Annotated in this window: 20 protein-coding genes; 11 read left to right on the top strand and 9 right to left on the bottom strand. The window is 60.8% G+C overall.

Annotated features, from left to right (window positions below):
- Positions 1-79 precede the first annotated feature (79 nt).
- Positions 80-2,221: a catalase HPII gene (gene katE / locus HX824_RS01750; RefSeq protein WP_177054066.1), complete on the top strand. Its 2,142-nt coding sequence runs from the start codon at positions 80-82 to the stop codon at positions 2,219-2,221.
- 112 nt (positions 2,222-2,333) lie between these two features.
- Here the strand turns inward: katE and HX824_RS01755 are convergent, their stop codons facing one another.
- The 4 genes from HX824_RS01755 to HX824_RS01770 are packed head-to-tail and all read right to left on the bottom strand — an operon-like array spanning position 2,334 to position 5,139.
- Positions 2,334-3,053 (bottom strand): PA5502 family lipoprotein, encoded by a 720-nt coding sequence (locus tag HX824_RS01755; RefSeq protein ID WP_003214825.1) that lies wholly within the window; start codon positions 3,051-3,053, stop codon positions 2,334-2,336.
- Between the two features lie 37 nt (positions 3,054-3,090).
- A complete protein-coding gene (gene znuB, locus HX824_RS01760) occupies positions 3,091-3,879 on the bottom strand; it encodes a zinc ABC transporter permease subunit ZnuB (protein ID WP_003214823.1) in 789 nt (262 codons plus the stop codon).
- On the bottom strand, positions 3,872-4,657 hold the full coding sequence (znuC, locus tag HX824_RS01765) for a zinc ABC transporter ATP-binding protein ZnuC (RefSeq protein ID WP_008439630.1): 786 nt from the start codon (positions 4,655-4,657) through the stop codon (positions 3,872-3,874). Before znuC ends, znuB begins: the two co-directional genes overlap by 8 nt.
- Positions 4,657-5,139 (bottom strand): Fur family transcriptional regulator, encoded by a 483-nt coding sequence (locus HX824_RS01770; RefSeq protein WP_003214819.1) that lies wholly within the window; start codon positions 5,137-5,139, stop codon positions 4,657-4,659. The genes znuC and HX824_RS01770 overlap by 1 nt, the downstream gene beginning before the upstream one ends.
- A 67-nt stretch (positions 5,140-5,206) precedes the next feature.
- Between HX824_RS01770 and HX824_RS01775 the strand changes: the two genes are divergently transcribed.
- Positions 5,207-6,127: a metal ABC transporter solute-binding protein, Zn/Mn family gene (locus tag HX824_RS01775; protein ID WP_177054067.1), complete on the top strand. Its 921-nt coding sequence runs from the start codon at positions 5,207-5,209 to the stop codon at positions 6,125-6,127.
- 127 nt (positions 6,128-6,254) lie between these two features.
- Here HX824_RS01775 and HX824_RS01780 read toward each other — a convergent pair whose 3' ends face one another.
- Together HX824_RS01780 and HX824_RS01785 are read right to left on the bottom strand one after the other, a co-directional pair.
- Positions 6,255-7,208 carry a homoserine kinase gene (locus HX824_RS01780; RefSeq protein WP_102367835.1) on the bottom strand — a complete coding sequence of 318 codons (954 nt, stop codon included), beginning with the start codon at positions 7,206-7,208 and terminating at the stop codon, positions 6,255-6,257.
- 56 nt (positions 7,209-7,264) lie between these two features.
- A complete protein-coding gene (locus HX824_RS01785) occupies positions 7,265-7,555 on the bottom strand; it encodes a DUF2782 domain-containing protein (RefSeq protein ID WP_003214814.1) in 291 nt (96 codons plus the stop codon).
- A 74-nt stretch (positions 7,556-7,629) separates the two neighbouring features.
- On the opposite strand from HX824_RS01785, the gene polA reads away from it, so the two are divergent.
- Positions 7,630-10,422, top strand: coding sequence for a DNA polymerase I (polA, locus tag HX824_RS01790; RefSeq protein WP_177054068.1), 2,793 nt, complete (start codon positions 7,630-7,632; stop codon positions 10,420-10,422).
- Positions 10,423-10,688: 266 nt separating this feature from the next.
- On the opposite strand, the gene yihA is transcribed toward polA, so the two are convergent.
- A complete protein-coding gene (gene yihA, locus HX824_RS01795; protein WP_003214811.1) occupies positions 10,689-11,330 on the bottom strand; it encodes a ribosome biogenesis GTP-binding protein YihA/YsxC in 642 nt (213 codons plus the stop codon).
- Between the two features lie 192 nt (positions 11,331-11,522).
- On the opposite strand from yihA, the gene HX824_RS01800 reads away from it, so the two are divergent.
- The 6 genes from HX824_RS01800 to HX824_RS01825 all read left to right on the top strand — a co-directional run bounded on the left by HX824_RS01800 (position 11,523) and on the right by HX824_RS01825 (position 17,139).
- On the top strand, positions 11,523-11,825 hold the full coding sequence (locus tag HX824_RS01800; protein WP_003214809.1) for a cytochrome c5 family protein: 303 nt from the start codon (positions 11,523-11,525) through the stop codon (positions 11,823-11,825).
- 33 nt (positions 11,826-11,858) lie between these two features.
- The gene (locus HX824_RS01805; protein ID WP_102604423.1) at positions 11,859-12,464 is read left to right on the top strand and encodes a cytochrome c4; all 606 of its coding nucleotides are present in this window, start codon (positions 11,859-11,861) and stop codon (positions 12,462-12,464) included.
- 169 nt (positions 12,465-12,633) lie between these two features.
- Positions 12,634-13,269 carry a thiol:disulfide interchange protein DsbA/DsbL gene (locus HX824_RS01810; protein ID WP_177054069.1) on the top strand — a complete coding sequence of 212 codons (636 nt, stop codon included), beginning with the start codon at positions 12,634-12,636 and terminating at the stop codon, positions 13,267-13,269.
- Between the two features lie 10 nt (positions 13,270-13,279).
- Positions 13,280-14,158, top strand: coding sequence for an endonuclease/exonuclease/phosphatase family protein (locus HX824_RS01815; protein WP_003214803.1), 879 nt, complete (start codon positions 13,280-13,282; stop codon positions 14,156-14,158).
- Positions 14,155-16,260, top strand: coding sequence for a GGDEF domain-containing protein (locus tag HX824_RS01820; RefSeq protein WP_177054070.1), 2,106 nt, complete (start codon positions 14,155-14,157; stop codon positions 16,258-16,260). The genes HX824_RS01815 and HX824_RS01820 overlap by 4 nt, the downstream gene beginning before the upstream one ends.
- Positions 16,261-16,362: 102 nt before the next feature.
- A complete protein-coding gene (locus HX824_RS01825) occupies positions 16,363-17,139 on the top strand; it encodes an N-acetylmuramoyl-L-alanine amidase (RefSeq protein ID WP_003214798.1) in 777 nt (258 codons plus the stop codon).
- 17 nt (positions 17,140-17,156) lie between these two features.
- On the opposite strand, the gene HX824_RS01830 is transcribed toward HX824_RS01825, so the two are convergent.
- Together HX824_RS01830 and algB are read right to left on the bottom strand one after the other, a co-directional pair.
- On the bottom strand, positions 17,157-18,944 hold the full coding sequence (locus tag HX824_RS01830; protein WP_177054071.1) for a KinB sensor domain-containing domain: 1,788 nt from the start codon (positions 18,942-18,944) through the stop codon (positions 17,157-17,159).
- Between the two features lie 10 nt (positions 18,945-18,954).
- On the bottom strand, positions 18,955-20,301 hold the full coding sequence (gene algB, locus HX824_RS01835) for a sigma-54-dependent response regulator transcription factor AlgB (RefSeq protein WP_003214793.1): 1,347 nt from the start codon (positions 20,299-20,301) through the stop codon (positions 18,955-18,957).
- 392 nt (positions 20,302-20,693) lie between these two features.
- Here algB and HX824_RS01840 point away from each other — a divergent pair, with 392 nt between their 5' ends.
- Positions 20,694-20,978, top strand: coding sequence for a hypothetical protein (locus HX824_RS01840; RefSeq protein ID WP_087694545.1), 285 nt, complete (start codon positions 20,694-20,696; stop codon positions 20,976-20,978).
- Between the two features lie 77 nt (positions 20,979-21,055).
- On the top strand, positions 21,056-21,220 hold the full coding sequence (locus tag HX824_RS01845) for a DUF1328 domain-containing protein (protein WP_003170804.1): 165 nt from the start codon (positions 21,056-21,058) through the stop codon (positions 21,218-21,220).
- The last annotated feature ends 2 nt before the right edge of the window (positions 21,221-21,222 follow it).

The following is a 21,222-nucleotide window of genomic DNA, read 5'->3' on the forward strand; positions in this document are numbered from 1 at the left end:
CCCAGGTGCCGTGCCTGGGGTTTTGCTCAAGAAGAGCCGGGGATCGCTCTGGCCTACGCAAACGAGGAGTTTTTGTCTGATGAGTACTAAAAAGCCAGTTACCCCGCCCAAGAGCGAACTTGCGGGCACCGACACTCTGGACCGTGGCAACACCAACGCCAAGCTGCAAAGCCTGGAAACATTCCGCTCCGACGCGACGGGCCAGGCGCTGCGCACCAACCAGGGCGTGAAGGTTTCCGATAACCAGAACAGCTTGAAGGTCGGCTCCCGTGGCCCATCGCTGCTGGAAGACTTCATCATGCGTGAAAAAATCACGCACTTTGACCATGAGCGGATTCCGGAACGCATCGTCCATGCCCGGGGCACCGGTGCCCACGGCTATTTCCAGACCTATGAAAATCATTCGGCGCTGAGCAAGGCCGGGTTCCTGCGTAACCCGGAACATAAAACCCCGGTATTTGCGCGCTTTTCCACGGTTCAGGGCCCACGCGGCTCCGGCGATACCGTGCGTGACGTGCGTGGGTTTGCCGTGAAGTTCTTCACCGACGAAGGTAACTTCGACCTGGTGGGCAACAACATGCCGGTGTTTTTCATTCAGGACGCGATCAAGTTTCCTGACTTCGTGCATGCGGTAAAACCTGAGCCCCACAACGAGATTCCTACCGGCGGCTCAGCCCACGATACGTTCTGGGATTTTGTCTCGCTGCAGCCGGAGTCGGCGCACATGGTGATCTGGGCCATGTCTGACCGGGCCATTCCAAAAAGCCTACGGACCATGCAGGGGTTTGGTGTACACACCTTCCGCCTGGTGAACGCCGAGGGTAAATCCAACTTCGTCAAATTCCACTGGCGTCCTACCGTTGGCACCTGTTCCCTGGTGTGGGACGAGGCGCAGAAGCTGGCGGGCAAAGACACGGACTTCCACCGTCGTGACCTGTGGGAATCCATTGAAAGTGGCGATTACCCGGAATGGGAATTGGGCGTGCAGATCATCGCCGAAGAAGACGAGCATAAGTTCGACTTCGATATTCTCGACCCGACCAAGCTGATCCCCGAAGAGCTGGTGCCGATCACGCCGCTGGGCAAGATGGTGCTCAACCGCAACCCGGACAACTACTTTGCCGAGACCGAGCAAGTGGCGTTCTGCCCGGGGCATATCGTGCCGGGCATCGACTTTTCCAATGACCCGCTGCTGCAAGGCCGTCTGTTTTCTTACACCGATACGCAGATCAGCCGACTGGGCGGGCCGAACTTTCACGAGTTGCCGATCAACCGTCCGGTAGCGCCGTTCCATAACGGCCAGCGCGATGCCATGCACCGCACCACCATCGACAAGGGCCGCGCGTCCTACGAGCCGAACTCGATTGATGGCGGCTGGCCGAAAGAAACTCCGCCTGCGGCGCAGGACGGTGGTTTTGAGACGTATCCGGAGCGCATTGATGCCCACAAGATCCGTGAGCGCAGCGAGTCGTTCGGTGATCACTTCTCCCAGGCGCGCCTGTTTTTCCGCAGCATGAGCAAGCACGAGCAGGAGCACATCATCGCCGCCTACAGCTTTGAACTGGGCAAGGTGGAGCGTGAGTTTATTCGCGCTCGCCAGGTGAACGAGATCCTCGCCAACATCGACTTGGAACTGGCCAAGCGTGTGGCGCAGAACCTGGGCTTGCCAGCACCGACTAAAGGTACGGTGCCAGAGCGCAAGACGTCTCCGGAACGCTCGCCAGCGTTGAGCCAGGCCAATTTGCTGTCGGGTGATATCAAGACCCGCAAGGTGGCGATTCTGGCGGCGAACGGTGTTGATGGTGCGGCGATTGATGCCTTGAAGAAGGCGCTTGAGGCTGCAGGTGCGCATGCGAAGTTGCTGGGGCCTACCTCGGCGCCGGTAACGACGGCGGATGGCAAGAGCCTTCCGGTGGACGCTTCCATGGAAGGCTTGCCTTCGGTGGCGTTCGATGCGGTGTTTGTGCCGGGTGGCGCCAAGTCGGTTCAGGCGTTGAGCGCTGATGGTGTGGCGTTGCATTACCTGCTGGAGGCCTACAAGCACTTGAAAGCAATTGCCCTGGCCGGTGAGGCGAAGCAGTTGCTGGATGTGCTGAAGCTTGAGGCGGATGCGGGCTTGATTGTGGGCGGCGACGCGAAGGCGTTTAAGGCGTTCTTTGCGGCGATTGCCCAGCATCGGGTCTGGGATCGGGAGCCGAAGGCTAAAGCTGTTCCGGCTTAAGGTATCGGTTGTTTGTTAGATCGCTTTCGCGAGCAAGCCCGCTCCCACATTTGACCGCATTCCAAAGTTGGAACTCGGTTAAATGTGGGAGCGGGCTTGCTCGCGAATGGCGTTATTCAGTCTTACGCGGAATCAGCACGACCTGCGCCGGAACCTTCTTCAGGATCTGCCGGTGAATCTTCAGGTCATACCCCGAATCGATGCGCTTCACCCGTTTGGTCAGCAACGTGGCCAGCCATGGGTAATCTTCGGTGCGCGGCGCCTGGATGCTCACATCGCACTGGTAATTCACCACATCGGTGGCGATCTCATCCAGTTGATGGCGCAGCGCCTCGATATCGGTGAGGTTCAGCGCAACCGTAGTGCTTGGCGCTGCCGGGTCGATGACCTTGGCCGGCGGCTTGGCTTCGGCGGCTTTCAGAGCGGCCTCGGCTTTGTCCAGCTCGACTTTACGGGCATGGGCGATCGCACTGTTGACGCCACCGGTCAGCGCCGGAGCCTTGGGCATCAATGCCCGTGCGCGGCTCAGGGCCGTCGCGGCAGCGTTGACATCACCCTTTTGCAGGACGATCTGGCTGCGCTGCAAATAGGCTTCGGCCAGTTGGCGCTGATAAGGCTCCAGCGCCGGATCGTTGGGCGACTGGGCCTGCAAGGCGGCCAGCTCGTCTTCGGCGGTGGCCAGTTCACTGCTGGCGAGGTTTTGCTCCAGCTGTGCGATGGCCGCAGCACGTGCGTCCGGCGCCTGGGGGGCGGCGGGCGGGGTGCTTTGGCAGGCGCCCAGCAGCAAGGAAAATGCGGCAAGGAGCAGATAACGGGCGTTGAACAGCTTCATTCCTGCGACTCTCTAATTGCGCAAAAAGCGAGCAAGTCTACACCCCACGACGGGGCAGGACAAAACTCAGCAGAAACAGGGCGGCCGCCGTGACCACAATCGACGGCCCGGCCGGGGTGTCCTTGAACCAGGACAGCGCCAAGCCACCACACACCGCGAGCATCCCCAGAAGGCTGGCGCCGAGCGCCATTTGCTCCGGCGAGCGGGCGTGACGCTGGGCCGCAGCAGCCGGGATGATCAGCAGCGATGTGATCAACAATACGCCGACAATCTTCATCGCGACAGCGATCACCACGGCGATCAGCAGCATCAGGGTCATGCGCAGCGCCGCCACGGGCAAGCCTTCGACGGTGGCCAGTTCTTCGTGAACGGTGATCGCCAGCAGCGGGCGCCACAGCGTCACCAGCAGCACCAGCACTGCCGCGCTGCCGCCTAGAATCCACGCCAGGTCGGTGGGGCTGATCGCCAGCAGGTCGCCGAACAGGTAGGCCATCAGGTCGATACGCACTTCATGCATGAAGCTCAGCACCACCAGGCCCAGGGACAAGGTGCTTGGGGCCAGGATGCCCAGCAGGGTATCGGAGGCCAGCGGCTGACGCTGTTGCAGGGTCACCAGCAGCACAGCCAACAGCAGGCAGCCGACGGTGACGGCAATGGTCGGGCTCACATCCAGCAGAAATCCCATGGCCACGCCCAGCAGCGCAGCGTGGGACAGGGTGTCGCCAAAATAGGCCATGCGCCGCCAGACCACGAACGAGCCCAGTGGGCCCGCCACCAGCGCCAGAGCCAAGCCTGCCAGCAGGGCGTAGAGCAGAAAATCAGCCATGCTTGCAGCTATCTCCATGAACGTGGGTGTGGGATGCGGTGGAGTCATCGACTACGGCGCCATGCAGGTCATGGGCGTGGTCGTGATGGTGGTGGTAGATCGCCAGGCTCTGGGCGTTCTTGCCGAACAGCTCGACAAAAGCCGGATCGCCGCTGACCTGTTCCGGGTGGCCGGAACAGCACACGTGACGATTGAGGCACACCACCTGGTCGGTGGTGCTCATCACCAGGTGCAGGTCGTGGGAGACCATCAGCACGCCGCAACCATGGCGGTCCCGCAGGCGGGTGATCAGGCTGTACAGCTCGGCCTGGCCGGCGACGTCGACGCCCTGTACGGGTTCATCCAGTACCAGCAATTCCGGCTCGCGCAGCAGGGCGCGGGCCAGCAGCACTCGCTGCATTTCGCCGCCGGAGATGCTTTGCACCGGGCTGTCGATCACCTGTTCGGCGCCCACTTCCTTGAGGGCGGACTGTGCGCGGGCACGGTCGACACCGGGCACCAGGCGCAGGAAGCGCAGCACCGAGAGGGGCAAGGTCGGGTCCACATGCAGCTTCTGCGGCATGTAGCCGACCCGCAGCCTCGGCTTGCGCCACACGCTGCCGCTGTCGGGCTTGAGCAGGCCGAGTACGGCGCGCACCAGGGTGGTCTTGCCGGCACCGTTGGGGCCGATCAGCGTGACGATCTGACCTGGCTCGACGCTCAGGGCGATGTTGTCCAGCACGTTTTGCCCGGCGAACGTGACCCCGACCTGCTCCAGGCGGATTAACGCAGTGCTCATCAAGCCCCCTGGCAGCCCGAGCACACACCGACGACTTCGACGGTTTGCCCTTCGACCTTGAAGCCGACGTCGCCGGCGCTCTTGATGATGCTGTCGCTGATGCTTTTTTGCTCAAGTTCGATGGCGGCGTGGCACTCGCGGCAAATCAGGAACTGGCCCTGGTGCGCGTGTTCCGGGTGGTTGCAGCCGACAAAGGCGTTGAGCGATGAGATGCGGTGCACCAGGCCGTTGTCCAGCAGGAAATCCAGCGCGCGGTACACCGTGGGCGGCGCGGCGCGGCGGCCGTCCTGCTCGCTGAGCACGCCGAGGATGTCGTAGGCACCCAGCGGCTTGTGGCTTTGCCACACCAGCTCCAGCACCCGGCGACGCAGGGCGGTCAGGCGCAGCCCTTGGCGCGCGCACAGTGCGTCGGCCTCTGACAGTGCGCTGTGCACGCAGTGAGAGTGGTCATGGGGACGGCTGGCAAGCGGTGTTTTAGGCATGAGCGGCGACAGATATTTGTGAGAGACGTTATTATGTTACCTGTTCCTGCCTCCTTGAGTGGTCATCGTGTCCAGACTTTTTCCCGTTTTTGTCGTATTTGTCACCAGTTTGCTGCTTGCCGGTGCCGCTCAGGCGGAGGTTCGGGTGCTGACCAGTATCAAACCGTTACAACTGATTGCTGCTGCTATGCAGGATGGCGTGGCGATTCCCGAGGTATTGCTGACGCCGGGCGCTTCGCCGCATAACTATGCGTTGCGCCCTTCCGACGTACGGCGCGTGCAGTCGGTGGACCTGCTGTATTGGATCGGCCCGGACATGGAAAGCTTTCTGCCGCGTGTCTTGAAAGGCCGCAGCTTGCCGACGGTGGCGGTGCAGGACCTTCCGGGAATGAAACTGCGTCGGTTCGCCGAAGATAACCACTCCCATGCTGAAGATGCCGACGAACATGATCATGACCATCGCCCGGGCAGCCTGGATGCGCATTTGTGGCTGTCGACGGTCAACGCCCGGGTGATTGCGAACCGCATGGCGGCGGACCTCAGCGCTGCCGACCCGGCGAACGCCGAGCGTTACCAGAGCAACGTGAAGGCCTTTGATGGCCGTATGGATGCACTGGACGCGCGCTTGAAGGCACGTATGGCGGACGTCGCCGGCAAGCCGTACTTCGTGTTCCATGAAGCCTTCGATTACTTCGAAGATGCCTACGGCCTCAAGCACACCGGAGTGTTCAGTGTGGCCGCAGAAGTGCAGCCGGGCGCCCAGCATGTGGCAGCGATGCGTACGCGTTTGCAGGAAGTGGGCAAGACTTGTGTGTTCAGCGAGCCGCCGTTGCGCCCGCGCCTTGCGGAAACGCTGGTGGCGGGTTTGCCGGTGAAGCTGGCGGAGCTGGATGCGTTGGGCGGCTACACGCCGGCCTCCGCCCAGGGGTATGAGCAGGTGCTGGAGAAGCTGGGGAATGACCTGGCTGGGTGCCTGGAGTCGCTCTGACAGACGCCGCATAACCACTGTGGGAGCGGGCTTGCTCGCGAATGCGGTGGATCAGTCAGCGCATCTGGTGACTGAAACTCCACATTCGCGAGCAAGCCCGCTCCCACATTTTGATCGCGTACGATCTTTACAGCGCGAACGGCAGCGGGGTCTTGACCTGCTGGCGTTGCGCCAGGCGCACCTGAAACTCGCGCGGGTCGTGAATCAGCACGTCCTGCCCGGCGAACGATTCAGCCGCAATCAGGCGTGACAGCCAGAACCGCACACAGGCCACACGCAGCATGGTCGGCCACAGCTCTGCTTCCTTGGCGGTAAACGGTCGCAAGCCCGCATAAGCCCCCAGCAACGCCCGCGCCCGTTGGCCGTCGATCACGCCGTCGGCGTCCGAGCACCAGTCGTTCAGGGCGATCGCCACGTCGTACAGCATCGGCCCCGAGCAGGCGTTGTAGAAGTCGATCAGCCCGGTCAGGTGCGTGCCTTCGAACATCGCGTTGTCGCGAAACAGGTCGGCGTGGATGTTTGCCCGGGGCAGCGCGAGGATCTGCGCCTTGTGCGCCTCGATCTCATCCAGCGCCGCTTGCAACAGGCCGCGTTGTTCCGCGTCGAGGTGCGAGATCAGCTGCGCGCCTTCGCTGAGCATCCAGTCCAGCCCGCGATCGGTCTTGCGTTCCAACACCTTCTCGCCTTGGGTGGCCAGGTGCAGGTGCCCGAGCAATTCGCCCACTTGCACGCAATGCTGGGCGTTGGCGTCCTTGATGTGCTTGCCCGCCAGGCGCGGTTGCAGCAGCGCCGGTTTGCCCGCCAACTCGCGCAAGGCCACGCCGTCGGTGGTACGCAGGGCGTAAGGCACTGGCAAATCAGCGTCGTGGAGCACGTCCAGCAGTTCGATGAAGAACGGCATTTCCTGCACGGGGCCGCGTTCGACCAGGGTCAGGACAAATTCGCCCTGTTCCAGGCTGATGAAGAAATTGGTGTTTTCACTACCAGCGGCAATCCCCTGGAAATCAAGCAGGCGGCCGAGCCCGTAAGGGGCAAGAAAGGTTTCCAGCTCGGGCCGAGCCAGGGGGGTGAACACAGACATGGTTAAAACTGCCGTTACGGGCGCTGCGGGGAGCAGCGCCGATTAAAGTTAAGAAATCATTTCCATTCGAAGATCTTCCATGACGGGATCAGCATATCCGGCTGGTCAGAGCGGATGAAGTTCGCATCGGTTCCGTCCGCGCGCACCAGGAAGTAAGGCGGAAAGCCTTTCTGGGTCACCTTGATCGCGTACAGGAAACCATTCTGGCGGTATTCCTGAATGGTCTTGTCGCCTTCCGTGCGAATGGTGACTTCCGGGTCGCCCGAAGGGGCAGTATCTGCCGCCATGGCCACCATCGGAGTGAGTGCAATCAAGCCGGTCAACAACAGGCGATTTACTGTACGCATGATAACCTTGTCCCTTTGTCGTCATTGGTCCGGCTATTCTAGCGCCTGACCCGCCGAAAAGGTTGATCCTGCTCATGAGCCAAGCCCCCCTCGTCCTGGTGGACGGTTCTTCTTACCTGTACCGCGCCTTTCACGCGCTGCCGCCGCTCACCACTTCCAAAGGCCTGCCTACCGGCGCGGTCAAGGGCGTGTTGAACATGCTCAAAAGCCTGCGCAAGCAATACCCGAACAGTCCGTTCGCGGTGGTGTTCGACGCCAAGGGCGGGACATTTCGCGATGAGCTGTACGCCGAATACAAGGCCAACCGCGCGAGCATGCCCGATGACATGCGCGTGCAGATCGAGCCGCTGCACCAGAGCGTGATCGCCCTGGGCTTCCCGCTGCTGTGCGTCGAAGGCGTCGAAGCGGACGACGTGATCGGCACCCTGGCCCGCAGCAGCGCGGCCGCCGACCGTCCGGTGGTGATTTCCACCGGCGACAAGGACATGGCGCAGCTGGTCGACGGGCACATTACCTTGGTCAACACCATGACCGGTAGCGCCATGGACGTTGAGGGCGTGAAGGAGAAATTCGGTGTCGCTCCCGAGCAGATCATCGATTACCTGGCGTTGATGGGCGATTCGTCCGACAACATCCCGGGCGTTCCGGGCATTGGTCCGAAGACGGCTTCCGGCCTGTTGGTTGGTGTAAATGGCGGTTTGAAAGAGCTCTACGAGCAGCTCGATATCGTGCCGACCTTGCCGATTCGTGGTGCCAAGACCCTGGTCGCCAAACTGGAAGAGCATAAGGCGAGTGCGTTCCTGTCCTACGAGCTGGCAACGATCAAGATCGACGTGCCGCTGGACGTGGGCCTGGATGATTTGCACCTGATCGAGCCGGATCGCGAGAAGCTGCTGGAGCTGTATACGCTGCTGGAGTTCAAGAGCTGGATTGACGAGATTCAACGCGATGCCAAGCGTGTCGAGTTGAGCGCTGCTCCTTCGGCCGCGGTCGCCGAGGCAGCGGTTGAGGTGGTCGCGCCGGTTTCTGTGGAGCCGGTGTACGAAACCATCCTCACCCAGGCTCAGTTTGATGCCTGGCTGAAGAAGCTCAACGACGCCAAGCTGTTCGCCTTCGATACCGAGACCACCGGGATCGACGCCCAGAAAGCGCAGCTGGTGGGTGTGTCGTTTGCCGTGCAGGCCCATGAAGCAGCCTACATTCCGCTGACCCACTCCTACATCGGCGCGCCGGAACAGCTGGATCGGGACACCGTGCTGCTGGCCCTGAAGCCGTTGCTCGAAGACCCGGAAAAACTCAAGGTCGGCCAGCACGCCAAGTTCGACATGAACATCCTGGCCAACTGCGCCATCGGTGGTGACCCGGCACACGGCATCACCGTGCGCGGCATTGCCTTCGACACCATGCTTGAATCCTATGTGCTGAACTCCGTGGCGACGCGCCACGACATGGACAGCCTGGCGAAGAAGTACCTGGACCACGACACCGTCAGCTTCCAGGATATCGCCGGCAAAGGCGCCAAGCAGCTGACCTTTGACCAGATTGCCCTGGAGCAAGCTGGCCCTTACGCGGCGGAAGACGCGGATGTGACCCTGCGTTTGCACCAGGAACTGCACAAGCAGCTTGCCGCTATTCCTACCCTGGCCAGCGTATTGTCCGACATCGAGATGCCGCTGGTGCCCGTGCTGGCGCGCATTGAGCGCCAGGGCGCCCTGGTGGATGCCGCCTTGCTGGGCATCCAGAGCATCGAGCTGGGCAACAAGATGGTCGACCTCGAGCGCCAGGCGTATGAAATCGCCGGCGAGGAATTCAACCTGGGCTCGCCCAAGCAGTTGGGTGCGATTCTCTACGAGAAACTCGGGTTGCCGGTGTTGAAGAAGACCGGCAAGGGCCAGGCCTCGACGGCCGAGGAAGTCTTGGCCAAATTGGCTGAAGATGACTACCCACTGCCGAAAGTGCTGATGCAGTACCGCAGCATGAGCAAGTTGAAAAGCACCTACACCGACCGTTTGCCGGAGCAGATCAACCCGCGCACCGGTCGCGTGCACACCTCCTATCACCAGGCCGTAGCAGCAACCGGGCGCCTGTCCTCCAGCGATCCAAACCTGCAGAACATTCCGGTGCGTACCGCTGAAGGCCGGCGTATCCGCCAGGCATTTGTCGCGCCCAAGGGCTACAAGCTGCTGGCGGCGGACTACTCGCAGATCGAGCTGCGCATCATGGCGCATTTGTCCAAGGACGAAGGCTTGCTGAATGCGTTCCGCGACGACCTGGACGTGCACACCGCCACGGCGGCCGAAGTGTTCAAGGTTGAGTTGACCGAGGTCACGTCCAATCAGCGTCGCAGTGCCAAGGCGATCAACTTTGGCCTGATCTACGGCATGGGCGCCCAGAAGCTGGGCAAGGACATCGGCGTCGACACCAAGACCGCCAAGGCTTATATCGATGTGTACTTCGCCCGTTACCCGGGGGTGCGCGAGTACATGGAGCGCACCCGTGCCCAGGCGGCTGATCAGGGTTATGTGGAAACCCTGTTCGGGCGCCGCCTGTACCTGCCGGAGATCAATTCCAACAAGCCTCAGGAGCGTGCTGGCGCCGAGCGTACGGCAATCAACGCGCCGATGCAGGGCACTGCGGCCGATATCATCAAGAAGGCCATGGTCAAGGTCGACAACTGGCTGACGGACTCGGGCCTGGACGCCAAGGTCATCCTTCAAGTGCACGATGAATTGGTGCTGGAGGTACGTGAGGACCTGGTGGCTGAAGTCAGCGCGAGGATTCGTGAACACATGAGCGAGGCGGCAAAGCTGGATGTGCCGCTGGTGGTAGACGTCGGCGTGGGCGACAACTGGGACGAAGCGCACTAAACCTGGGGCCTGGGCCGCGTCATCATGCCGCGGCAGCGCTTTAGATCGGAAAACGCGGCGGGTTATTTCCAATAGTTTTTTGAACGTGCCGGAACTTAACCCGTGAATTGCTACTCAGAGTTACTGAATGGGTGGTGAAGCCCTTCAATGCTCCTATGTTGTGTTAAGTGTTGGCAGATATCTGGACCCCGCCCTAGCGGTCCGGAACTTGGACCCCGAACTTCCCCTCCCCATACGAAGTCCGGGGTTTTTTTTGCCCCGAGTTTTTACTCGGCGGCTTCCGAACCCTTGTCAGCCAGTTCCATCCAACCTGCCAATACAGTGTAGGCATCTTCCAGGCCCATGCGTTTTGGCGCCGAGAACAACTGGATAGTCACCGCATCACCCCAACCCTTACGGATTTCTGCCTGCACTTTGAGCAGGGTGTTTTTCGCTGCGCCGTAGGTCAATTTGTCGGCCTTGGTCAGCAGGACGTGCATCGGCATGCCGCTGGCGACGGCCCAATCGAGCATCAACAGGTCGAAGTCGGTCATTGGATGACGGATGTCCATCATCAGAATCAAACCCTTCAAACTCTCCCGGCCACCCAGATACGCTTCGAGGTGACGCTGCCAGTGCAGCTTCAGCGGGATAGGTACTTTTGCATAACCGTAGCCTGGCAGGTCGACCAGACGCCGATCATCGTCTAGCTTGAAGAAGTTGAGGAGCTGTGTGCGCCCCGGGGTTTTCGAGGTGCGGGCCAGGCTGGCGTGGGTCAGGGTGTTCAGCGCGCTGGATTTGCCGGCGTTGGAACGGCCGGCGAATGCGACTTCGAAGCCTTCGTCATCGGGGCATTGGTCGACTTTGGCGGCGCTGAGCATGAAGGTGGACTGTTGGCACAGGCCGAGGATGGGATTCTTGAGTTGCATGAGTTTTCCGATGTGGGCGGTGCCGGGAATAGGTGCGGCAAGCGGTGTCGTTTCCGTTTCAGTAGCGCCAGTATATAATGCCGCAGATTTTGTGTGTGCTTTGTCCCAGCGAAGGATGAAGTTCACGGGAGCGATAGACCTTTATTGCGCATTAGAACGCAAAACGCTCTCAAACCCTGAAAAGGTCGATGTATGACCAAGTGGCTGCTGGCCTTCGGTTTCTTGATGCCACTTTACAGTGCGCAGGCTACACAGGAACCGGAGGCTGTGTACAACCGCTTTTGCGGGGCCTGCCATGCCGGACAGCTGCCCAACGCCCCTGGACGGGGTGACCAGGCAGCCTGGAAGCCAAGATTGGCTCAAGGTATGGACACGCTGGTGCAACACGTGACCCAGGGTTTCAAGGCGATGCCGCCGCGTGGTTTGTGCATGGACTGCAGTACCGAGGATTACCATGCCGTCATTCAGTTGATGGTGAGTGAACCCGGTCCATAACTCTTTAACCCTTAGCCGTAGTTGGATTAGCTGATGAACAAACTGATCGTGAGTCTGCTGTTGACCCTGGGCATCACCGGTGTTGCCCATGCCGCAGGCGACGCCACTGCTGGCCAGGCGAAAGCCGCCGTATGTGGTGCTTGCCATGGACCGGACGGTAATAGCCCGGCGCCTAACTTTCCAAAACTGGCCGGCCAGGGTGAGCGTTACCTGACCAAGCAGATGCACGACATCAAGGACGGCAAGCGTACGGTCCTGGAAATGACCGGCTTGTTGACCAACCTCAGCGATCAGGACCTGGCGGATATCGCGGCGTATTTTGCCAGCCAGAAAGGCAGTGTGGGAGCTGCTGATGCGAAACTGGTGACCCGCGGTGAAGAATTGTTCCGCGGCGGCAACCTGGAAAAAGGCATGCCTTCCTGCATCGGTTGCCACTCGCCTAACGGCGCAGGCCTTGCTGCTGCGGGCTTCCCGCACTTGAGCGGGCAGCATGCCCAGTACATCGGCAAACAGCTGACAGACTTCCGCGAAGGCAATCGCACCAACGACGGCGATACCAAGATCATGCAGAGCATCGCCGCGAAACTCAGCAACAAGGACATCGAAGCCGTGTCCCAATACATCCAGGGCCTGCACTAAGTGCCCCGGCTACGTTAACGCTCGATTAATCCGTCGATGCAAGCATAAAAAGGGTGGCCCAGGCTGCCCTTTTTTGTGGCCGGTGCCGTTACACTAACGAACTCAAGCCCGCGTAGACCTGTCACAACAAAGGTCGCGTGAGGCGACTTTATTTGTCCAGGAGTAAAGCATGCGTAATCTGATCCTCAGCGCCGCTCTCGTCACTGCCAGCCTTTTCGGCATGACCGCACAAGCAGCCGACGTGCCGCTTGAAGCCGGTAAAACCTATGTCGAATTGACCAATCCTGTGCCGGTTTCCGTACCGGGCAAGATCGAAGTGGTGGAGCTGTTCTGGTATGGCTGCCCGCATTGCTACGCTTTTGAGCCAGTCATCAATCCGTGGGTCGATAAGCTGCCTGAGGACGTGAACTTCAAACGTATTCCTGCCCTGTTCGGCGGCCCATGGGACGCCCACGGCCAGCTGTTCATTACCCTGGACACCATGGGTGTAGAACACAAGGTTCACGCGGCTGTCTTCAATGCCATCCAGAAAGAAGGCAAGCGCCTTGTGAAGCCTGAAGACATGGCCGATTTCGTCGCCACCCAAGGCGTCGACAAAACCAAGTTCCTGGAGACATTCAACTCGTTCGCTGTGAAGGGCAAGATGGCCCAATACAAGGAACTGGCCCAGAAATACGGCGTGCAAGGCGTACCGACGCTGATCGTCAACGGCAAATACCGCTTTGACATCGGCAGTGCCGGCGGCGAAGAGCAGGCGCTGAACGTGGCCGACCAATTGATCGCCAAAGAGCGCGCAGCCAAGTAAGGGGCCCGTCATGCGTCGCTGGGGTACTGAACGTGTCGTTGGCCTGCATGACCCGAAGGTCAACGAACATCACCTGGAATCCACGGGCCTGCCGGCTGACAGTCGGTTGCGCCTGCTCAGTTTCAATATCCAGGTGGGTATCAGTACCGAGAAATACCGGCATTACCTGACCCGTGGCTGGCAGCACCTGCTGCCCCACAATGGGCGTGCCGGCAATCTGCAAAAGATCGGCGACCTGCTGGGTGACTTCGACCTGGTAGCCCTGCAGGAGGCCGATGGTGGCAGCCTGCGTTCCGGCTACATCAACCAGGTCGAACACCTTGCGCAACTCGGTGCCTTTCCCTACTGGTATCAACAACTCAATCGCAACCTCGGCAAACTCGGCCAGCACAGCAATGGTGTGCTCAGCCGTCTGAAACCGTGGGCGATCGAGGACCACCCGTTGCCTGGCCCGAAAGGCCGCGGTGCAATTCTCGTACGATTCGGCGAAGGGCCGGAAGCATTGGTCGTGGTGATGATGCACCTCGCGTTGGGGGCACGAACCCGCACCCTGCAGTTGGCCTACATCCGCGAGTTGATTGGCAACTACAAACACCAAGTGCTGATGGGGGACATGAACACCCACGCCAGCGACCTGCTACAGAATTCCCCGTTGCGCGACCTTGGGTTGCTGGCGCCGCAAGTCGAAGCCACCTTTCCCAGCTGGCGACCGCAACGTTGTCTTGATCACATCCTGCTCAGCCCGACCCTGACACTCGAAAGTGTGCAGGTACTGGCGCAGCCCATCTCCGATCACCTGCCCGTCGCGGTAGAGATTCGTCTGCCGGGTTCGCTCACGGCTGATGCATTGCCCGCGTTGAGCCCCGGCCCTCGCGGACCCCTTGCATGAGCGACGACGCCCAGCGTTGGAAAGAGAAATACCTTAAAAGCGTCGAGCAACAAGAAAAGCTCGAGCGTCGCTGGGCCGCCCGCCTCGACCTGCTGCGCCGAGGGCTGGTGCGCAGCACCCTGGCGGCAGAAGGGACCGACCGAGCGGTTGACCAATGCATGAAGGAAATGCGCGATGTGGTGCGCACCGACGACATGGACGCCGCCCTCGCTGCATTGCTGCCGCGCCTGGAAAAGGCCGTGCTGGATTCGGAGCAGCGCCGCGAAACCCGGGTTGACCAGATCGGCAGCGCGTTGACGGCCCTGGTCACTCAGTTGCAGAAACTGCCCTTGCCACGGGACGTGAGTCGCCCGCTGAAGGCTTTCGCCAAGCAGCTGGACGGTCGGGTTGGCCAGGCGCGGGAGATCCCGCTGTTGCTGAGTGAGCTGAGCGGCCTCCAGGGGCAGGCGTTGAGTAACCTGGAGCCGGAGGGCGAAACCAGCCGTTCGAGCCCGGGGCTGTTGCAGCGTCTGTTTGGCACCAAGGACGCAATCGACACGCCGGAGGTTGAAGCGCCCACGCCATCCCGCCCGGCTTCTCCGGCGCCTGCTGCGCCAAAGCCCAGGCCGGTGGATGAAGTTGAAGCGCCGGCGCAATCGGCGGAACTGGCCCAGGCGCTGCGGGCTTTTGCACCGCAGCCGAAGGTCCCGGCCCCCATCGAGTCGCCCCCTGAGCCGGTATCGCCAGTAGAGGCTACCGACGCTGTCAGCGAAGCAGTGCCTGTTGTTCCGGCCGTCGCGGTCACAGCGCCTGTCGTCGAGGCACCCGCTACGATTATCGAAACGCCAGAACCCGAGCAACCGATCGAAGCGGAGGTTGAGCTCGAGAGTGCTCTTGCCGCCATGGTCGAGGTGCCAGAGGTGCAGGCCCGTGAGCCGGAGCGGACAGAGATCGGCAGTCTTTCCCTGCCCCCGGTCCTGGCCGATGAACCGCAAGAATCGCCCGAGCAGGCAGAGCCGAACCCAGACGAGCTGCAAGCGGATCAAGCCTACGCCCTGCCCGACACCCCCGAGCCGTCTTACAGTTCGGTGGCCAAGCACATCGAAGATACCCTGCTCGGCTTACTGGAAGACCTCTCGCTGCCCGAGCGCCATCGGCCCCAGGCCGAAGCCATGCGTGAACGCCTGGCCCACGGATTGAACTGGTACGAATTGCTGCCGATCCTCGATGACCTGGCGGTGTTGATGCTGGCGATCACCGACAGCGGCCAGCACGAGTTTGAAGCCTACCTCAAGCAGCTCAACGACCGTCTCGAGGCGTTCCAGGGGCACCTGCAGGTCGCCAGTGACGGCCACGCCGACAGCCGCTCGGCGGCCAGGGAACTGGATACCCAGATCCGCGAACAAGTGGATGGTTTGCAAACCAGCATGCAGGACGCCGCAGACCTCGACAGCCTCAAGCACGTGCTGGAGAGCCATCTCGAAGGGTTGCTGGGCACCATGGATGAACACCGCCACCAGCGTGACCAGCGCGAACAGGAAGTGGCTGCACGGCTCAAGGTCCTGGCCGAACGGGTCGCCAATATGGAGCAAGAGGCTCAGGGCTACCGTGAACACCTTGAGGTTCAGCGCCAGAAAGCCCTGATCGATCCGCTCACCGGACTACCCAACCGCGCGGCCTGGAGCGAGCGCCTGGAGCAGGAGGTCAACGCCTGGCACCAGCGTGGAAATAACCTGTCACTGGCCATGCTGGACCTCGATCACTTCAAGCGCATCAACGACGGCTATGGTCATCTGGCGGGCGACAAGGTGCTGAAAATCATCGCCACGGTGCTTCGCAAACGCCTGCGGCCGAACGACTTCATCGCGCGTTTTGGCGGTGAAGAGTTTGTACTGCTGATGCCCAACTCGTCGCTGTCCGATGCGTTGGCGGTGGGCGAAACCCTGCGTGCAGCCATCCAAGCCTGCCCGTTTCACTTCAAGGGCGAGCCGGTGACGATTACGGTGTCCATGGGCATGGCGCAGTTTCAGCCGGGAGAACGCAGCGACCTGGCGCTCAAGCGCGCTGACGAGGCGTTATATCGTGCCAAGGCGGCGGGGCGTAACCAGGTGCAGGCGGCCTGACCGGAAATGTTCCATTTTGTTTAAAACATCGCATTTGGCCGCCTGGCAGCAAACGGTACGTTACACTGTTGCATTATCGTCTTAAGCGTACTATTTGCTGCCATGAAACTTCTGTGTTCTGCCTTTCTGTTTCTCCTGCTCGCCGGTTGCGCGAGCGGCCCTCGCCTGGACACCAGTCATCCTTCGGTGAACCACGACAATCGTGTGCAGTTTGTCGTCGTGCACTACACCTCGGCGTCCCTTGAGCGCTCCCTGGCGCTGTTGACCCATGGCCAGGTCAGCAGTCATTACCTGATCGGTGATGACGCCTCGGCCACCATCTATAAGCTCGTGGATGAAAGCCAGCGCGCCTGGCATGCCGGAGAAAGTGAATGGATGGGCCGCACCTGGCTCAACTCCAGCTCCATCGGGATCGAGATCGTGAACCCGGGTTATCGGGATTTGCCGACGGGCCGCGTCTGGTATCCCTATTCCGAAGCGCAGGTGCAGTCACTGGTGGTGCTGCTCAAGGACATCAGCAAACGCAACGGCATCGACCCGCGAAACATCATCGGCCATAGCGACATTGCCCCGCTGCGCAAGCTGGACCCGGGGCCGTTGTTCCCCTGGAAGCGCCTGGCGGATGAAGGGCTGGGCATGTGGCCGGACGCCAAGGCGGTGGCCCGTTACCAGGTGCAGTACGCAGCCGATCTGCCGAGCATTACCTGGTTCCAGGAAGAGTTGGCGAAGCTGGGCTATCCGACGCCACAGACGGGCGAGCTGGATGTAGCGACGCGGCATGTGGTGGCCGCGTTCCAGATGCATTTCCGGGCGTCGCTGTTTGATGGGACGCCGGATGCCGAAAGTGCTGCGATCCTGCGGGCGTTGAATCACCAATAACGGTTGGCGCGTTGGTCCTACAGGGGCAAGGCCATGTAGAACTGCGTCCCCTGCCCCGGCCGCGAATACACCCCCATGCGGCCACCGTGCAATTGCACGATCTCCTTGCACAGCGCCAGGCCCAGCCCGGCGCCGCCTTTCTTGCGGCCTACCTGCACAAACGGTTCGAAGATTCGTCCCTGCTGGCCGTAGGCAATGCCTTCACCGTTGTCTTCAACGCTGACAATCACCCGTTCGCCATGGCGACGCGCCTGCAAGCGGATCTGCCCACCGTCGGCTGTGTGCCGCAGGGCATTGCCCAGCAAATTGTCGAGCACCCTTTCCAGCTGCGCTCGATCGGCATGCAACCTCGGTAGCGGGGATTGTTCCTCAACCAGCAGCTCGATGTTCTGCGCATTCGCCTGCTCCGCGAAGCGGGCGCGGGCATGTTCGAGCAGGTCGCTGATGTCACACGGGCCCAGGGTGAGTTTCTGCAAGCCATTCTGGTAGCGCGAGAAGTTGAGCAAGTCGTTGATCAACTGCATCAGGCGCTGCATTTCCTCGTTGACCGTATCCAGCAGGTCCGCTTCGCGCGACTCCGCAGGAAACTTCGCCCGTTCCCGGAACAAGCCGAAGGCCATGTGCATGCCCGTCACCGGCGTGCGTAATTCATGGGACGCGCGCAATACAAACTCACTGCGTACTCGTTCAAAGGCACGCTGCTCGGTAACGTCATGCAGCACCATCACCGCGCCCAGAATGTGCCCCTGGGTATGGCTGACCGGCGTCAGGCTGTACGTCAGCAGGCGCAGCTCACCCTCAACCTCTACTTCCAGGTCTTCAGGTGCGCGCTCCAGGTTGCCGCCGCGCAGTACCAGCTGCAGCTGTTCATCCAGTTCCGGGCGGCCCAGGGCGTCGCCAAGGCCTTGGCCCAGGCGATTCTCGTCCCAGCCGAGTTGACGTTGTGCCACCGGGTTAAGGTGTTCCAGGCGACCCTGGCGGTCGATCATCAGCAGGCCGTCGTCGATGCTGTCGAGCACCGCTTGCAGGCGTTGCTGCCCGGCGAGTAGCTCGTCGACATTGGTTGCCTGATGCTGGCGCAACGCCTCGGCCATGATGCCGAAGCGTCGGGTCAGCAGGTTCATTTCCGCGGCGGATGAAATGGGCAGCGTGACTTCGAAGTTGCCCTGGCCGATCTTGTCGGCGGCCTTGGCCAGCGCTTCGATCGGCCCGCCAAAGCGTCGGGCGATACCGTGGGCGGTAACGAAACCGATGATCAGCACCGCCAGCCCGACCAGGCCCAGCAGGCCGGCAATCAGCAGCGCACGTTCACGGGACTTGTGTTCGGTATCGTTGATGTTATCCAGGGCTTTCTTGTGCTCGGCGATCAGGCCGTTGCGCAGGATGTTGAAGCGTTTGGTCAGCTCGTCGTTGTTGCGCAGTTGCGGCGGAGCATTCTCCTTTTCATCGAACGCCTCGAGAAAGCTCAGGTAATTGGTCTTGGCCTGGGTAAAACCGCTGGTTACCGCGTCCTTTTGTTCGTGGTCGATACCTTGCTCCAACAGGGCGAAATAGCGTTGCTTGGAGTCTTCCAGCGCAGCGGTATTCGGCTGTTCATTGAGCATGATCATCAACTGGTCGCCGAGGGTCTGCCGAAGCTTGAGCCCCAGGTCCAATGTGATGAAGTTGCTGCGAATCAACGATTCCTGGGTCTTGGCCATTTGCATGACGCTCACCAGCCCCAGCAGCAAACCCAACAGGGCGACGGTGATCAGCGCGGAAATACTCAGGAACAACCGAGTGCGCAGGGTCATCGCAAGCTTCATAGGCTACAGCTCACAGGTTGTATTGTTTGCGTTTGCGATACAGCGTCGACGCATCAATGCCAAGGGTTCGGGCCGCCTGGTCCAGGGTGTCGCTGGTGGCCAGCACGGCGCCGATATGCGCCTTTTCCAGTTCATCCAGGCTCAACGCCGCACCGATACGCGGGGCATTGTTGGTCGGCTGCTCGGCCATGCCGAGGTGGCTGATCTCAACTTTTTCCTGCGGGCAGATGATGCTGGCCCGCTCAACCACGTTGCGCAGCTCGCGGATGTTCCCCGGCCAGCGGTAGTTGAGCAGTGCCTCACGGGCTTCATCGCTGAAGCCGCGCGCCGGCCGCGCATATTCCTTCACGAAACGCGCCAGGAAGCGGTCGGCCAGGGTCAGGATGTCTTCGCTGCGTTCGCGCAGGGGCGGCAGGTGCAAGGTGATGACATTCAGGCGATACAGCAGGTCTTCGCGGAAACGACCATCGCGAACCATGTCTTCCAGGTTCAGGTTGGTAGCGGCAAGGATTCGCACATCGGCACGACGAGTCACCGGGTCGCCGACGCGCTCGTATTCCTTGTCCTGGATAAAGCGCAGCAACTTGGGTTGTAAAGTAAGCGGAAAGTCGCCGATCTCGTCGAGAAACAAGGTGCCGCCATCGGCCTGGTTGACGCGGCCCAGGGTGCTTTCGCTGGCGCCGGTAAACGCACCACGGCTATGACCGAACAACTCGCTTTCCATCAGTTCCGCCGTCAGCGATGGGCAGTTGATGGTGACGCAGGATTTTTTCGCGCGTTTGCTCCAACCGTGGATCGCCCGGGCCAGTTCACCTTTACCGGTGCCGGACTCGCCGAGAATCAGGATGTTGGCATCAGTGCCCGCCACCTGGCGTGCGGTTTCCAGCACCACCATCATCGCCGGGCTATGGGAGTCGAGGCCGTCCTTGGGCTGGCGCACTGCGCCTTCCAGGGCTTCCAGGCGTGCCGAGAGCTGGCGCACTTCCAGCTGCTTGGCCGTGGCCAGGCGCAATTGGTCGGGGCTGCAAGGCTTTACCAGGTAGTCGGCCGCGCCGGCCTGAATCGCATCCACGGCGGTGTCGACGGCCGAGTGGGCCGTGACGATCACCACGCGCATCCACGGCGCCTGGATACGCATTTGCGCCAGTACATCCAGGCCGTTGTCTTCGCCCAGGCGCAGGTCCAGGAAGCACAGGTCAAACACCTGGCGTTGCAACAAGGCATCGGCCTGGGCGGCGCTGTTGGCGGTGGCTACGGTGTAGCCTTCATCTTCCAGGCAGTAACGGAAGGTGCGAAGGATCGCGGATTCGTCATCCACTAAAAGAATGCGGCCTTGAAGTTCCTTGGCTGATTCCATCTGTCCCGCGCTCCCTTAAGAATGAATGATGTTGTTTAGTCCCGGAATAATCGGGCAAGTTGCATGGTTTATTCTGATTGATTAAAGCCGTCACCGCGCAGCTATCTGCGCTTCTTCTTACAAAGACGCCCACAAAAGGCGTTTTTGTCTCCCTCTTGCCACTTCGGCAGTCGAACGTTGCCTTCCTATCCCTTGATCCGACCAGTGACCATCGTGCATTTCGCACGGCAAGGATAGGGGCATCGTGCAGGATGCTCGTGGTGTCAAAGCGCTTTTGTTTTTAACTTGTTGATTTTATTGATTTTTATTTTGTTAAAAAACTGGCACGCAGGCTGCAATACACCTCATACGAGTTTCATCTACGAATAATCAGAATGCGGGAGAGATACAGCATGACTCGCCAAAGCCTGACCCAACTGCGTGTATCGCCACTGCGCCTGCAACAGGGGTTGTTTGCCAGCCTGGCCCTGATGGTGACCTTGATTGGCGGTCAGCAATTGGCGCATTGGCAGCAGAGTCAGCAGCAAGTCGTGCAGTTTGAACGTCCGATGATGACCCAGACCCATTTCCGCTCCGTCGGCAGCACTGCCGCCGATGTGACAACCCCGCAATTGGCGGCGGTTGAACAGGACTCCACCCTCGGCGACCTGCCATCGCAGGAACGCTGGGTGTTCTAGGCAATACACGGTCCTCGAATCGAGCGACCGCAGGCACTACCGCTGTTACCCCTAAAAGAAGCGTAAGGAGAATCACCATGTTGAGTTGGGCAATCACATTTCTGATCATCGCCATTGTGGCTGCAGTCCTGGGCTTCGGTGGTATCGCGGGCACCGCCACGGGTATCGCCAAGATTCTGTTTGTGGTCTTCCTGGTGATGTTCATCGCTTCCTTCTTCTTTGGCCGTCGTGGTCGAGGCTAAGC

It is taken from the genome of Pseudomonas sp. D4002 (genome assembly GCF_013385665.1).
In the GTDB taxonomy this organism is placed as follows: Bacteria; Pseudomonadota; Gammaproteobacteria; order Pseudomonadales; family Pseudomonadaceae; genus Aquipseudomonas.

Bases quoted from the DNA above. Each gene is read 5' to 3' on its own strand.
- znuC (WP_008439630.1), bottom strand. From the start codon at position 4,657: ATGAGCACTGCGTTAATCCGCCTGGAGCAGGTCGGGGTCACGTTCGCC.
- HX824_RS01785 (WP_003214814.1), bottom strand. From the start codon at position 7,555: ATGCGTACAGTAAATCGCCTGTTGTTGACCGGCTTGATTGCACTCACT.
- HX824_RS01845 (WP_003170804.1), top strand. From the start codon at position 21,056: ATGTTGAGTTGGGCAATCACATTTCTGATCATCGCCATTGTGGCTGCA.
- HX824_RS01810 (WP_177054069.1), top strand. From the start codon at position 12,634: ATGCGTAATCTGATCCTCAGCGCCGCTCTCGTCACTGCCAGCCTTTTC.
- algB (WP_003214793.1), bottom strand. From the start codon at position 20,301: ATGGAATCAGCCAAGGAACTTCAAGGCCGCATTCTTTTAGTGGATGAC.
- yihA (WP_003214811.1), bottom strand. From the start codon at position 11,330: ATGCAACTCAAGAATCCCATCCTCGGCCTGTGCCAACAGTCCACCTTC.
- HX824_RS01820 (WP_177054070.1), top strand. From the start codon at position 14,155: ATGAGCGACGACGCCCAGCGTTGGAAAGAGAAATACCTTAAAAGCGTC.
- HX824_RS01755 (WP_003214825.1), bottom strand. From the start codon at position 3,053: ATGAAGCTGTTCAACGCCCGTTATCTGCTCCTTGCCGCATTTTCCTTG.
- HX824_RS01815 (WP_003214803.1), top strand. From the start codon at position 13,280: ATGCGTCGCTGGGGTACTGAACGTGTCGTTGGCCTGCATGACCCGAAG.
- HX824_RS01825 (WP_003214798.1), top strand. From the start codon at position 16,363: ATGAAACTTCTGTGTTCTGCCTTTCTGTTTCTCCTGCTCGCCGGTTGC.
- katE (WP_177054066.1), top strand. From the start codon at position 80: ATGAGTACTAAAAAGCCAGTTACCCCGCCCAAGAGCGAACTTGCGGGC.
- HX824_RS01800 (WP_003214809.1), top strand. From the start codon at position 11,523: ATGACCAAGTGGCTGCTGGCCTTCGGTTTCTTGATGCCACTTTACAGT.
- znuB (WP_003214823.1), bottom strand. From the start codon at position 3,879: ATGGCTGATTTTCTGCTCTACGCCCTGCTGGCAGGCTTGGCTCTGGCG.
- polA (WP_177054068.1), top strand. From the start codon at position 7,630: ATGAGCCAAGCCCCCCTCGTCCTGGTGGACGGTTCTTCTTACCTGTAC.
- HX824_RS01770 (WP_003214819.1), bottom strand. From the start codon at position 5,139: ATGCCTAAAACACCGCTTGCCAGCCGTCCCCATGACCACTCTCACTGC.
- HX824_RS01830 (WP_177054071.1), bottom strand. From the start codon at position 18,944: ATGAAGCTTGCGATGACCCTGCGCACTCGGTTGTTCCTGAGTATTTCC.
- HX824_RS01805 (WP_102604423.1), top strand. From the start codon at position 11,859: ATGAACAAACTGATCGTGAGTCTGCTGTTGACCCTGGGCATCACCGGT.
- HX824_RS01780 (WP_102367835.1), bottom strand. From the start codon at position 7,208: ATGTCTGTGTTCACCCCCCTGGCTCGGCCCGAGCTGGAAACCTTTCTT.
- HX824_RS01840 (WP_087694545.1), top strand. From the start codon at position 20,694: ATGACTCGCCAAAGCCTGACCCAACTGCGTGTATCGCCACTGCGCCTG.